Source organism: Pseudophaeobacter sp., assembly GCF_039971195.1.
Taxonomy (GTDB): Bacteria; Pseudomonadota; Alphaproteobacteria; order Rhodobacterales; family Rhodobacteraceae; genus Pseudophaeobacter.
Genome location: NZ_JBDWPJ010000100.1, coordinates 1 through 12,699, shown reverse-complemented (window position 1 = coordinate 12,699; position 12,699 = coordinate 1). Strand labels below are relative to the sequence as shown.

Genomic DNA, 12,699 nt, shown 5'->3' with positions numbered 1-12,699 from the left:
AACGGGCGGCTTCCACAAAAGATTCGGCGTGTTCGTCCTCAGAGAATTCCTCTTCCGGGGTTTGGGCGACAACGGCCCGGATACGCTGCAGTTTTGCAGCAATACTATCAACCGCAGGCACAGTGTCATTGCCGCGTGGCGCCTCGGGAACGGGTTCAGCCTCGGCAAATAGTTCTACCTCGCCTTCGGCCGTGTCGTCAGCCAGAGGCGTCGCTTCGGCCGGGGCGCCAGAAACGGCCGCTGAAATGGCGGCAATGGTGGCCATATCGACCGAAGGCTCGGCTTCGCTTTTGGTCTCAGCTTCAGCCTCTGCTACGGGCAGGGCTTTGATGGGCGCGTCTTCAGCAGGTGCCTCTTCGGAGGCTTCTTCAAACAGATCAATGCTGCTGAAATCGGTGAAACCTTCGTCCTCGGTGGTTTCCTCTGCGGTCTCTGCGGTCTCGACCTCTTGGAGGGCGACGACGTCAGCTGGGGCAGGTTCAACAGGGGCAGGGGTTGGCACAGGTGCAGGTTCGGCAACCGGGACCTCCAGGGCAGTAGCCGTGGCGGCGGGGGCCACCTCTTCTTTGGGAGCGGCGGTGCGCAGGTGGATGCCGTCGCTGCTGGTGCGGGCTTCGACCTGACGCGCGACTTCGCGCTGGGCAATGCGGGCCAGCATTTCGGCATCGGGTTGCGGCGGTTCAGCGCCAAAATAGCGATCATCCGAGGCCAGGTCGCGGAAGTATTCTGCGATGGCTTTCATGGTGCCAAAGGAGTCCTCAAAACCCTCCAATGTGCAGGAGAAGGTTCCGTAGGAAACCGTCAGAACTTTGTTGTTATGTACCATCGGTTCGCTCGTCCTCGCCAAAGTAATTGCAATTTACAATATGGGCTAGCTCGTCAAATTCTGCTCGAATCCGTGCAATTGATCGTATCATTTTGTGTTTAGATTGTGGCTGGTTTCCAGATCTGCGAATAATCTCGGCATGAACAAGCTGATTGTAGATGAAAATGAGCCAGTTACGCTGGTTGGCGGCGGTGACCTTGGGGAAGGCGACCTGAATTGGGCGCTTTCCTTAACCTCCTGTTTAGTTGCAGCTGATGGGGGGGCGGCACATGCGCTGGCTCAAAACCGGCTGCCAAGGGCTGTAATTGGAGATTTTGATTCGATTTCTCCGCAAATCCTAGCGCAGATGCCCGCGGCGCAGCAGGTCCATGTGGCAGAGCAGGATACGACGGATTTTGAAAAGGCTCTGCAGGCGATCAGGGCGCCGCTGGTGGTGGCGGTTGGCTTTCTTGGCGGGCGGGTGGATCATCAATTGGCGGTGCTGAACACGCTGGTGCAGGACATCGGGCCGCCCTGCATTGTCCTGGGAGAGCGGGAAGTGATTTTCCATCTTCCGGCTCAGATCACTTTGCCGCTGACGGCGGGGGAGACTGTGTCCCTGTTTCCGCTGCGCCGGGTGAGCGCCTGTTCAACCGGGCTGGAATGGCCGTTGGAGGGGCTGGTGATGCAGCCGGGAGGACAAATCGGCACCTCAAATCGGGCGCTGGGACCAGTGGCGATCTCGGTGGATGGCCCGGGACTTCTGGGGTTACTGCCGCGCCACCATTTGCCAGCATTGATGCAGGCCCTTAGGCCGGGGCCTCAGGACTAGGTGATGTGGCCGCAGTCAGGCTTGCCTGCTTTGCGGCGCGGTGCTCTCGCAGAATGGCATAGAGACCCGCTGCCACAGTGAGGCCGATGCCGAGGCTGGCCAGGGTATTGGGCAACTCATTGAAGATCCACCAGCCCACGAGGGTGGCTATGGGAATTTCCAGATATTGCATCGAGGCCAGGGTTGAGGCCGGGGCATAGCGAAGGCTCCAGGTCATCAACAGATGCGCCAGGGTTCCCAAACCGCCCGCCAGCGCCAGTAGGGTCCAGCTGTCCTGCGCGGGCAGAGCTGGGCTCAAGGTGGCGATGTCCCAGCTTTGCCCGATCCAGAACAGCGGCAACATCAGAACCGATGCAATCAGGCCAGAGACAGCCTGGAGCGGAATGGGGGAGGTATCCTTGGCGATTTTGCGGGTGACCAACATAAAGACTGCAAAGATCACCGCCACCGCCAGGGGCCAAAGCGCGTTGAGGCCCACTACGGCAAAACTGGGCTGGATCACCAGAAGCGTGCCGATAAAGCCAACCACGCAGGCGGCGAGGCGACGAAGTCCCACGTCCTCTCCCAAGACATATTTGCCGAGCAGCAACATGATGAAGGGCATGACAAAGGCAATTGCCACCGCATCCGCCAGCGGCAGGTAGCGCAGGGCGTTGAACATGGCAGTGATGCCGCCCATCTGCAGCAGGGTGCGCAACAGAACCGGCCCCCAAAACCGGCGCGGGATTGCCAGGGTTTGCCCCAGAGCCAATGAAACGGGCACCAGAATCAGCGCCTGGGCGGCAAAGCGCACAAAGACGATTTGCCCAACAGGTACCCTATCGGCCAAAAGCTTGGCGATGGCATCTCCCAACGGGATCAGAATGCAAAAGCCAAGCATCAATGCAATGCCGAGCAGGGGGCGATCAAGGGTGCTGGTCTGTTTCATGGCGCCACGCTAGGGGCGGCGCCCAAAAGGTGCAAGCAGAGGTTGCCTTTTTGTCGTTGAACTACCCAGTCTTAGCAATTGGGCACATTGACGGCCAACCCCCCGAGTGAGGTCTCTTTGTATTTCTCATGCATATCGGCCCCGGTCTGGCGCATGGTTTCGATCACCGCATCCAGCGGCACAAAATGCTGCCCATCGCCGCGCAGCGCCAGGGAGGCTGCCGAAACCGCTTTGATCGCGGCCAGGCCGTTGCGCTCGATGCAGGGCACCTGCACCAGACCTTTGACCGGGTCACAGGTCATGCCGAGGTGATGCTCCAGCGCAATTTCGGCGGCGTTTTCAACCTGTTCCGGTGTGCCACCCATGACCGCACAAAGCCCCGCCGCTGCCATCGCCGCCGCTGATCCGACCTCGGCCTGGCAACCTGCCTCGGCGCCGGAAATGGAGGCGTTGTATTTGACCAGACCGCCAATGGCGGCAGCGGTCAGCAGGAAATCCTCGACATGGCTGGGCGCGGCACCGGGCACATGGTCCAGATAATAGCGGATCACCGCAGGCAGGGTGCCGGCCGCGCCATTGGTTGGCGCAGTGACAACCTGACCACCGGCAGCGTTTTCTTCGTTCACCGCCATGGCGTAGACGCTCATCCAGTCGTTGATAGTATGAGGCGCGGCGAGATTCATGCCACGCTCTGCCATCAGACTGTCATAGATCCCTTTGGCGCGGCGGCGGACAAACAGCCCCCCCGGCAGGATGCCTTCGCGCATCAGCCCGCGGTTGATGCAATCGTTCATCACCTGCCACAGGCGCGCAGTTCCCTTGGCAAAGCTCTGCTCGCAGCCGCGCGACACCTCGTTGGCCCGTTTCATCTGGGCGATGCTCTTGCCGCTTTTCTGTGCCATCTCCAGCATCATCGCCGCAGAGGTGAAGGGATAGGGCACGGGATCGCCCTCATCGACGTCCTTGCCCTCGGCGAGTTCTTCTTCGGTGAGAACAAAGCCGCCGCCGATGGAATAGAACACCTGTTGCAGGATGATGTCGCCTTGGGCGTCTGTCGCCATCAGGATCATGCCATTAGCATGGCCAGTCAGCGCGTGATCATAGTCAAAGATCATGTCTGATTTCGGATTGAATTGCAGTGGCGGCAGACCTTCGGGTTGCATGACATGAGTCTTTGTCAGCTCGGCCAAAAAGGCTTCGGCTTTTTCATCATCATAGCTGTCGGGCAAAAAGCCCCCGAGCCCCAGAATGGTGGCACGGTCGGTGGCATGGCCGACGCCGGTAAAGGCTAGCGAGCCATGCAGCGAGGCGCGCAGCCCGTGGAACTCAAAAGGCGAGGCGCGCATCATATCGAGGAAGCGCGCCGCCGCCACCATCGGGCCCATGGTATGGGAGGAAGAGGGGCCAATGCCCACTTTGAACATGTCAAAAACGGAGAGGAACATCAGGTGGCGGATCCTTCTGGCGGATGTGCAAGCTGTGGCTGGGTGAAGGGGGTGTCGCCCAGGCCCTCGGCTGTCTGGGCTGTGCGTACGGCGGCGCGGGCTTCAAGGCGCATGAGCAGGGCCTGCAGATGCGGGTAGTCTGCCAGCTGAAACCAACTGCGGTCGCTTTTGGCAGGGTAGAGCGCCATCCAGCGCATCATGCAGCCCAGATAGTAGTCGAGCACGGAAGGCCGCGCGGCGCCAAACCAGGCAGGACGTCTCGCAGCCAGATCATCCAGATGGCGCAGGTGCATGGTGAGGCGCTGTTGTATGCCATAGGTCAGGGCCAGCTGGTTTTTGGCGTCAGCTCCGATGTACTTTCCCGGGTAAAAAGAGACTCGCAAATCCGCATGTAGGGTGTTGGATGCAAAGAACAGCCATTTGAGGAAGCTGGCACGCTCGGCACTGTCAGGAGTGGGAGCCATCCCACCATGGCGGTCAGTCAGCCAGAGCAGGATTGCAGCGGTTTCAAAAATGGGTCCATCCGGGGTTTCCAAGACAGGGATCAACCCGTTTGGGTTGATGGCGCGGTAGGCGGCACTGTTCTGTGCGCCGTTGCGGCGGTCCACCAAACAGGTCTCATAGGGCAGGCCAAGCTCCTCCAGCGCCAGGCGGATCACCAGCGAGGCGTTATCGGGGGCGTAGTGGAGGCGGTAGCGCTGCATCATCAGGCCCTTCTAGATGTCGTCTGACGCCAAGTAGTGTTCGATTCCGGCGTTTCCAATAGGAAACACGCCTTTCTACGACATGTTTTGCAAAGATCCAGAGGCTGCTGCGCTTTGGCGTGGCAATTGCTTCTCGCGCTTGGGCAGAGCTTTGCTTATAAGGCATTCAAACAGCCTGCACGGAGCCTGACCTATGACCGGAGAATTGTCCCCCATCGATAAGGCCAAATTTGTCGCGGCCAAACAGGCGGCGGGATTGGTTGAAGATGGCATGCGGGTTGGTCTTGGCACCGGGTCGACGGCGGCCTGGTTGGTGCGCTGCCTTGGCGAAATGGTGCGCGAAGAAGGGTTGCGGTTCACGGCAGTTCCGACCTCCACCCGCACCGCAGAACTGGCCCGCGAGGTTGGCATTTCTGTTACCTCTCTGGATGATGCCAAATGGCTGGACCTCACCATTGACGGGGCGGATGAATTTGACCGCGACCTCAATCTGATCAAAGGCGGTGGCGGTGCTTTGTTACAGGAAAAGGTGGTGGCGACCGCCTCTGATCAAATGGTGGTGATCGCTGATGCCGGCAAAGAGGTCGAAAATCTCGGGGCCTTCCCCCTGCCGGTGGAGGTCATTCCTTTTGGCTGGCAGACCAGCCAAGCTCTGCTCGAGGAAACCCTTGTTTCCATGGATGTTCTGGGGCGTTCCGCGACCCTGCGGATGAATGGGGACCGGGCCTTTGTGACCGATGAGGGGAACCATATTCTCGACCTGCATCTGAACCGGATTGGCAATGCACGGCAACTGGCGCTGGTGATCAACCAGATCCCCGGTGTGGTTGAAAACGGCTTGTTCATTGATATCTGTGACACCGTCATCATCGGCTACGGCGATGGCACTGCAGAAGTGCGGGATATCAACGAAGGCACAGTAGAGCGGGAAAAGCTGGATTTTGTCGAAAGCGACAATCTGTTTTCCGATCTCTCTGACTAAAAGGCAGGACGAAAATGAGCTTTGACTACGATCTTTTTGTTATTGGCGGCGGTTCCGGCGGCGTGCGTGCGGCGCGTGTGGCGGCGCAAGAGGGCGCCAAGGTGGCTCTGGCCGAAGAGGATCGCTATGGCGGCACCTGCGTCATTCGCGGCTGTGTGCCTAAAAAGTTGATGGTTTTTGCATCTGAATATTCTGCCATGGTGGGCGATGCCCAGGCTTATGGCTGGGATATCAAGGGCGGTGCCTTTGACTGGGACAGTTTTAAGGCCAAACTGCATGCCGAGTTGGATCGCCTGGAAGGTATCTATCGCGGTATCCTGAAAAATAACTCGGTCAGCAATTACGGCAGCCGCGCGACGCTGGTCGATGCCCATACAGTGGCGCTGGCGGATGGCACGCAAAGGACGGCCAAGCATATTCTGATTGCCACCGGTGGCTGGCCTACCGTGCCGGAGTTCCCTGGCTCGGAGCTGGCGATCACCTCGAACGAGATGTTCCACCTGGACAAGCTGCCAGAGAGTATCCTGATCGTCGGCGGCGGCTATATCGCCTCGGAATTTGCCGGCATCATGAATGGGTTGGGCGTCAAAACCACCCAGTTCTATCGCGGCACCCAGATCCTGCGCGGCTTTGACGAAGAGGCCCGCAACGTGGTGGCCGAAGGCATGGTCGACAACGGAGTTGATCTGCAGCTGGAAACCAATGTGGTCTCCATGGTGAAAGAGGGCGACAAGATCCGCGTCACCGACACCAAGGGCAATGAGACCCTGTTTGATCAGGTGATGTATGCCACGGGTCGTCACCCCAATGCAGATAACCTAGGCTTGGAAGCGCTGGGCGTTGAGCGCGGCAAGAAGGGCGAGATCCTGGTTGATGACTATAGCCAGACAGGCGTGCCCTCGGTCTATGCCATTGGCGATGTGACGGATCGCGCCAATCTGACACCGGTTGCCATTCGCGAAGGCATGGCCTTTGTCGAGACCGTGTTCAAAGGCAATCCCACCAGCCCGGATCACGAGCTGATCCCCACGGCGATCTTTACCCAGCCGGAAATGGGCACTGTGGGCTTGTCCGAGGAAGAGGCGGCCGCGCAGGAAGCGATCGAGGTCTATTCCGCCAGCTTTAAACCTATGCAGCAAAGCTTTGCGGGGCGGGCTCAGAAAGTGCTGATGAAACTGATCATCAGCAAGGCAAACCGAAAGGTTCTGGGCTGCCACATCGTGGCTCCTGGCGCGGGTGAGATGATCCAATTGGCCGGTATTGCGATAAAAATGGGGGCAACCAAGGAAGATTTCGATCGGACGGTTGCGGTTCACCCCACCATGTCGGAAGAATTGGTCACAATGAAGCAGGCAAGTCGAACGACTTGAATTCACAAGATTTAGACCACAAATGTGGTTCACATGCCGCATGATGCGGCAGCAAAGGGATAGGAAACATATGGCGGGCAATAGCGGTGGCCCCTGGGGGGGCGGAGGCTCTTCTGGCGGCGGAGGCAACCGGGGAAACAACGGTGGTGGTAACAATGGCGGAGGCGGTGGTGGCCGTCGTCCCGAAGACCCCCAGATCCCTGAAATTGATGAGCTGGTCAAAAAAGGCCAGGAGCAACTGCGTGTTCTGATGGGCGGTCGTGGCGGCAATGGTCAAGGCGGCGGCACTGGCGGCGGTCAGGGCGGCGGCGGCTCGCCTCTGTTCACCAAGGGCACCGTGGCGATTGCAGCGGTTGTTGGCGCTGTGCTCTGGGGCATGAACAGCTTTTACTCGGTCAAAACCGAAGAACAGTCTGTCGAACTGTTCTTGGGGAAATACTATGATACCGGATTGCCAGGTTTGAACTTTGCCCCTTGGCCGTTGGTCACCTACGAGGTGATTCCGGTGCGAGTTGAGCAAACAGAAAACATCGGTGCGGGCTCTCGCGGAAGCGATGCAGGCCTGATGCTGACAGGGGATGAGAACATCATTGATGTTGATTTCCAAGTGGTCTGGAACATCAATGACCCAGCCCTGTACCTGTTTAACCTGCGGGATCCGCAGGCGACGATCCAGGCGGTGTCTGAATCGGCGATGCGTGAAATCATTGCCCAGTCCGAACTTGCCCCTATTCTGAATAGGGACCGTGGAGCGATTACTGCGCGTCTCGAAGAACTGGTCCAATCAACGCTCGACAGCTATGACAGCGGCGTAAACGTCGTACGGGTCAACTTTGATGGCGCTGATCCACCAGAGCCGGTCAAAGATGCCTTCCGCGAAGTGCAGTCCGCCGGTCAGGAACGTGACCGTCTGGAAAAACAGGCGGATGCCTATGCCAACCGCAAGGAAGCGGCGGCACGGGGTCAGGCTGCGCAGACACTGGAAGAAGCCGAAGGCTATCGCGCCCGTGTTGTGAACGAAGCCCAGGGTGAGGCCAGCCGCTTTACGGCGGTTCTGACCGAATATGAAAAGGCGCCAGAGGTCACGCGTAAGCGTCTCTATCTGGAGACCATGGAGACGGTTTTGGGCAATGTGGACAAGATCATTCTTGATCAATCCGCAGGCGAAGGTGGCCAGGGCGTCGTTCCCTATCTGCCGCTCAATGAATTGCGCCGCACGGGAGATAACTGATGAATAAGACAACATTCCTTCTCCCCGTCGTAGTCCTTGCCCTTGTTGGCATCCTGTCTTCACTCTTTATCGTGACAGAAACTGAAAAGGCGCTCGTGCTGCGCTTTGGTCGTGTGGTTGCTGTGAAGGAAGATCCTGGTCTTGCCTTCAAGGTGCCTCTGATCGACGAAGTGGTCACCTATGATGACCGTATCCTCAGCCTCGAGGTCGGCCCGCTGGAAATCACTCCGTTGGATGACCGTCGTCTGGTTGTAGACGCCTTTGCACGGTATCGGATTGTTGACGTCAAACAGTTTCGCCAAGCCGTTGGTGCCAGCGGTATCAACGGTGGTGAAACGCGCCTGGACAAGATTATGCGGGCCGCAACCCGTGAAGTTCTGGGTTCGGTCAGCTCTAATGATATCCTGTCATCGGATCGTGCAGCCCTGATGCTGCGGATCCGTAACGGGGCGATCAGCCAGGCCGAAGGATTTGGTCTGGAAGTTGTTGACGTGCGCCTCAAACGGACTGACTTGCCGCAGGCCAACCTGGAAGCCACCTTTGCCCGGATGCGGGCCGAGCGTGAACGCGAAGCGGCGGATGAAATCGCCCGTGGTAACGAGGCGGCGCAGCGGGTTCGAGCCCAGGCGGACCGGACCGAGGTCGAGCTGGTCTCGGATGCGGAACGTGAAGCCGAAGTGGTCCGTGGTGAAGCCGATGCGGAACGCAACGCCATCTTTGCTGATGCCTATGGTCGTGATCCGGAATTCTTTGAATTCTATCGCAGCCTGAATGCCTATGAAGGCGCGCTGAAGGGCAGCAACTCTTCGCTGGTTCTGTCGCCGGACTCTGAGTTCTTCAACTATCTGAAGTCCTCAAGGGGCGGCGCAGCTGCCGAATAGGCATCCCTCTCAAACGGGTTTTGTCATTTATTTTTAGGGGCTGGCCGAAAGGTTGGCCCCTTTTTCATTTCTGCCGCTGCCGTAGGTCTGATTTCCCGTCTAAGCTGTTCTTATTAAGCGGTTCTTTGCCATCGGAATTTTTGCCAAAGGTTTTTGATGCGAAGAATGCTACACTCTGGCCCAAGGATGAGGCCCAAAGCAAATAGGGCTGCGGAGGCAAATGTTTTCACGGCGGCGTGAACAGGGCTGACAAATGTTGCGATAGAGGAATCTCTCCCTACATTGAATGGAGAAGGTTTCAGCCAAAGACCTGCCCGGCGCAGGTAAATGGCTTTGGGGAAGAGGGTACAAAAAGACGATGGCAAGAACAGGAATGGTGATGACAAGGAGTAGCTCCGTGCAGCCAAAGGCGATTGCAGTTTCAAGACGACAAAACGGACAGGCCACCATGTGGCGGATGCTTTGGCTGGCTGTGGTTAGTCTGGTGATGGTGGCGGTACAGGCGCTTTCGGTGCAGGCCCGGCCTGAAAGCCTTGCACCACTGGCCGATAAGGTCAGCCCCGCGGTGGTGAATATCACCACGACCACAGTGATCGAAGGGCGCACCGGCCCACAGGGTATCGTGCCCGAAGGCTCGCCTTTTGAGGATTTCTTCCGCGAATTCCAGGATCGCAACGGCGGCAACAATGGCGACCGCCCGCAGCGCTCCTCGGCGCTGGGCTCGGGCTTTGTGATCTCCGAAGACGGCTATATCGTTACCAACAATCACGTGATTGCCGATGCCGATGAAATCGAGATTGAGTTCTTTCCCGGCGATGGCCAGCCCAAAGAGCTGCTGCCCGCCAAGGTGGTTGGCACCGATCCCAATACCGATATTGCCCTGCTCAAGGTCGAAGCGCCTAGCGCGCTGAAATTTGTCAACTTTGGGGACAGTGATACCGCCCGTGTCGGTGACTGGGTGGTTGCCATGGGCAACCCGCTGGGCCAGGGCTTCTCTGTTTCGGCTGGGATTGTCTCGGCGCGCAACCGGGAGCTTTCCGGTTCATATGACGACTACATCCAGACTGATGCCGCGATCAACCGGGGCAACTCTGGCGGCCCGCTGTTCAATATGGACGGCGATGTTGTCGGCGTGAACACGGCGATTTTGTCACCTAACGGTGGCTCGATCGGCATTGGCTTTTCCATGGCCTCCAACGTGGTGACCAAGGTGGTTGCCCAGTTGAAAGAGTTTGGCGAAACCCGTCGCGGTTGGCTTGGCGTGCGCATTCAAGACGTTGATGAGGATGTGGCCGAGGCCATGGGGCTGGCAAACTCCAAAGGCGCGCTGGTCACCGATGTGCCCGACGGCCCCTCCAAGGACGCAGGCCTGCAGGCCGGGGATGTGATCCTTAGCTTTGATGGCACCGAGGTGGAAGACACCCGCAGCCTGGTGCGCACCGTGGGCAATACCGAAGTGGGCAAGACCGTTCGGGTTGTTGTGCACCGCGAGGGCAAGACCGAAACCCTGAAGGTGACGCTGGGCCGTCGCGAGGATGCGGAACGTCAGTCTGCGGCTACTGCTGAAGACGATGACGGCAGCCCTGCCGAGACCGAGAAGGAGCTGCTTGGTCTGTCCATCGGCGTTTTGACCGACAAGATGCGCGGCGAGTTGAACCTGTCTGAGGGAACACAGGGGCTGGTTATCCTCTCTGTCGATGAAGTTTCAGAGGCCTGGGAAAAGGGGCTCCGCGCCGGGGATGTGATCACCGAGGCGGGCCAGCAAAAAGTGGCCACGATCAATGAGCTGGAAACCCGGATCACCGAGGCCAAAGAGGCCGGCCGCAAGTCACTCTTGCTCTTGGTGCGCCGTAATGGTGAGCCAAGGTTTGTTGCGCTGAACCTGCTCAAATAGCCTGAAGCCAGACAGCTTTGTGAAATTGGAAAAGGTCGGGGTTTTCCCGACCTTTTTGCGTGGCCGAGGTGTCGTATTTCTTGGCCGGGTCATTTCGCAGGGAAACATGGTGATCCAAACGGGAAAGAGCCATATGCTGGCGGGCATATGGCTCTTCTTTAGGGAACAGGCAGTCATCGGGATGGAATGATAATGTCTGCCGTGAGGTGACTATGCTGACTTCCTCGCCATAGTTCTGTGAACTGGTTCACAGCAGGTCAAAAAAGTTGAAAAACTCTTGGATGCCCTAGCTGCCACATGGCTGTGACAGGGGGCTCCAGTGCTGGCTGTGGCACATGTTGTGATATTGGTTGCAGCTCAGGGGAGTTCTTAGTGGCAGTCAGCTCTCGTCAATGGTTCTGCGGGTTCTGAAGGGGCTAAGGCCGGGGCTATGATCAAAAAGGCGGCAGGGAGTTAACAGTTTTTTGGCCACTTGGAGTGCAGAGTATCGCGAAGACGACCCGAAACTCTCAACCAGAATGGCCAACGGATGATGATGAAACAAACCCTTGCCAGTGTTGCCCTTGCCTTTGCAGCCAGCTCTTCTTTTGCGACCGACTTGCCATTGGGGGAGGCGGATCCGACCTCGGCGAGGATTTTTTTGGAGCTGCACAGCATTCAGCAACTTGCTGGGGTGATGAACCCGTTTCTGTCAGTGCCTGGCGAGGCCTTCCGCATTGTCGAAGGGGATTCTCTTGCCCTGGGGAACCTGCGCATTCGCTTGGTTGGGATCGAGGCACCAGAGATGGCCCAGCGGTGCAATGCTTTGAATGGTGTGCCTTGGGAATGTGCAGCTGAGTCCGAGGATCGAATGCGCGATATCCTGCGCTCGGCTGAACAGGTCGAATGTTTTAGCAATGATCGCAACAGCTACGGCGACTATGTCGCCTCTTGCACCGCGGATGGCGAAGATGTTGCCGCACGTTTGGTTGCCGAAGGCCTAGCCTGGCCCGATGAAGAGAGAGGCTATTACCTGCCCGAGCTCGCTGCGGCGCAGGCTGAGGGGCTTGGGATCTGGCAGGCAGAGACGCCAACGCCTTTTGAATGGCGCATGCAGCAGAAGTAACTCTAGGCTTGGCCAAGAACTGGTTTCATTCAAGCGGTGCAGATGGGTCCTGCGCCGCTAAATTGATTCTGGCTCTGCCAAAAGCCCAAGGGCGCTGCGGTCGAGAATTTGTAGCCCACCACGACTGATCTCGATAAGCCCGCTGCGCTTCCAGTTTGACAGGGTTTTTGACACCGCTTCGCGGGTGGCACCGACATATTCGGCCAGTTCGGCCTGCGACAGGCCAAGTTTGCCACTGCCGCCTTCTGGTGCCAGATACAGCAGCTTGCGGGCCAGACGTACCGGCATTGGCAGAAATACCTGCTCGTTCAACTGCATATTCATCCAGCGCATGCGCTGCCCGGCAAGACGCAGAAGATCACCCGCCAGTTCCGGATGTTGTTGGATCTGATTGAGAATATCACGATTGCGCAGGCGCAGGAGCCTGCTGGGCTCAGTTGCTGTGGCTGTGGCGGTGCGCGGGCCGGGGTCAAACAGCACGATCTCACCAAAGACAGCGCCGGGACGCATCAGGTCCAGCGA

At 58.3% G+C, this 12,699-nt stretch carries 11 protein-coding genes and 1 pseudogene; 7 read left to right on the top strand and 5 right to left on the bottom strand.

The features are described 5' to 3' along the window. Window positions 1-826, bottom strand: a pseudogene (locus ABJP42_RS08965) (hypothetical protein); the annotation flags it as partial. A 139-nt stretch (window positions 827-965) separates the two neighbouring features. On the opposite strand from ABJP42_RS08965, the gene ABJP42_RS08960 reads away from it, so the two are divergent. After that, window positions 966-1,637 (top strand): thiamine diphosphokinase, encoded by a 672-nt coding sequence (locus ABJP42_RS08960; RefSeq protein WP_348339983.1) that lies wholly within the window; start codon window positions 966-968, stop codon window positions 1,635-1,637. Here ABJP42_RS08960 and ABJP42_RS08955 read toward each other — a convergent pair. The 3 genes from ABJP42_RS08955 to ABJP42_RS08945 form a co-directional block, all read right to left on the bottom strand. Beyond that, window positions 1,615-2,565 carry a DMT family transporter gene (locus tag ABJP42_RS08955; protein WP_348339982.1) on the bottom strand — a complete coding sequence of 317 codons (951 nt, stop codon included), beginning with the start codon at window positions 2,563-2,565 and terminating at the stop codon, window positions 1,615-1,617. The two genes, ABJP42_RS08960 and ABJP42_RS08955, sit on opposite strands and share 23 nt — an antisense overlap. Window positions 2,566-2,636: 71 nt before the next feature. Continuing rightward, window positions 2,637-4,010 carry an L-serine ammonia-lyase gene (locus ABJP42_RS08950; protein WP_348339981.1) on the bottom strand — a complete coding sequence of 458 codons (1,374 nt, stop codon included), beginning with the start codon at window positions 4,008-4,010 and terminating at the stop codon, window positions 2,637-2,639. Further along, window positions 4,010-4,717: a glutathione S-transferase family protein gene (locus ABJP42_RS08945; RefSeq protein ID WP_348339980.1), complete on the bottom strand. Its 708-nt coding sequence runs from the start codon at window positions 4,715-4,717 to the stop codon at window positions 4,010-4,012. Before ABJP42_RS08945 ends, ABJP42_RS08950 begins: the two co-directional genes overlap by 1 nt. Window positions 4,718-4,907: 190 nt before the next feature. Here ABJP42_RS08945 and rpiA point away from each other — a divergent pair, with 190 nt between their 5' ends. The 6 genes from rpiA to ABJP42_RS08915 all read left to right on the top strand — a co-directional run bounded on the left by rpiA (window position 4,908) and on the right by ABJP42_RS08915 (window position 12,177). Further along, window positions 4,908-5,696 (top strand): ribose-5-phosphate isomerase RpiA, encoded by a 789-nt coding sequence (gene rpiA, locus ABJP42_RS08940; protein ID WP_348339979.1) that lies wholly within the window; start codon window positions 4,908-4,910, stop codon window positions 5,694-5,696. Window positions 5,697-5,710: 14 nt separating this feature from the next. Then, on the top strand, window positions 5,711-7,066 hold the full coding sequence (gene gor, locus ABJP42_RS08935; protein WP_348339978.1) for a glutathione-disulfide reductase: 1,356 nt from the start codon (window positions 5,711-5,713) through the stop codon (window positions 7,064-7,066). Window positions 7,067-7,136: 70 nt separating this feature from the next. Continuing rightward, entirely contained in the window at window positions 7,137-8,297 is a 1,161-nt protein-coding gene (hflK, locus tag ABJP42_RS08930) for an FtsH protease activity modulator HflK (protein WP_348339977.1), read from the top strand. After that, window positions 8,297-9,178: a protease modulator HflC gene (gene hflC / locus ABJP42_RS08925; RefSeq protein ID WP_348339976.1), complete on the top strand. Its 882-nt coding sequence runs from the start codon at window positions 8,297-8,299 to the stop codon at window positions 9,176-9,178. The genes hflK and hflC overlap by 1 nt, the downstream gene beginning before the upstream one ends. A gap of 358 nt (window positions 9,179-9,536) precedes the next feature. Beyond that, window positions 9,537-11,072, top strand: a complete 1,536-nt coding sequence (locus ABJP42_RS08920; protein WP_490363204.1) for a Do family serine endopeptidase — start codon at window positions 9,537-9,539, stop codon at window positions 11,070-11,072. Between the two features lie 535 nt (window positions 11,073-11,607). Then, complete coding sequence (locus tag ABJP42_RS08915) at window positions 11,608-12,177, top strand: thermonuclease family protein (RefSeq protein ID WP_348339974.1); 570 nt, start codon at window positions 11,608-11,610, stop codon at window positions 12,175-12,177. Window positions 12,178-12,234: 57 nt separating this feature from the next. Here the strand turns inward: ABJP42_RS08915 and ABJP42_RS08910 are convergent. Continuing rightward, window positions 12,235-12,699: Crp/Fnr family transcriptional regulator (locus ABJP42_RS08910; RefSeq protein ID WP_348339973.1), on the bottom strand; the 465-nt coding region annotated here is incomplete at its 5' end.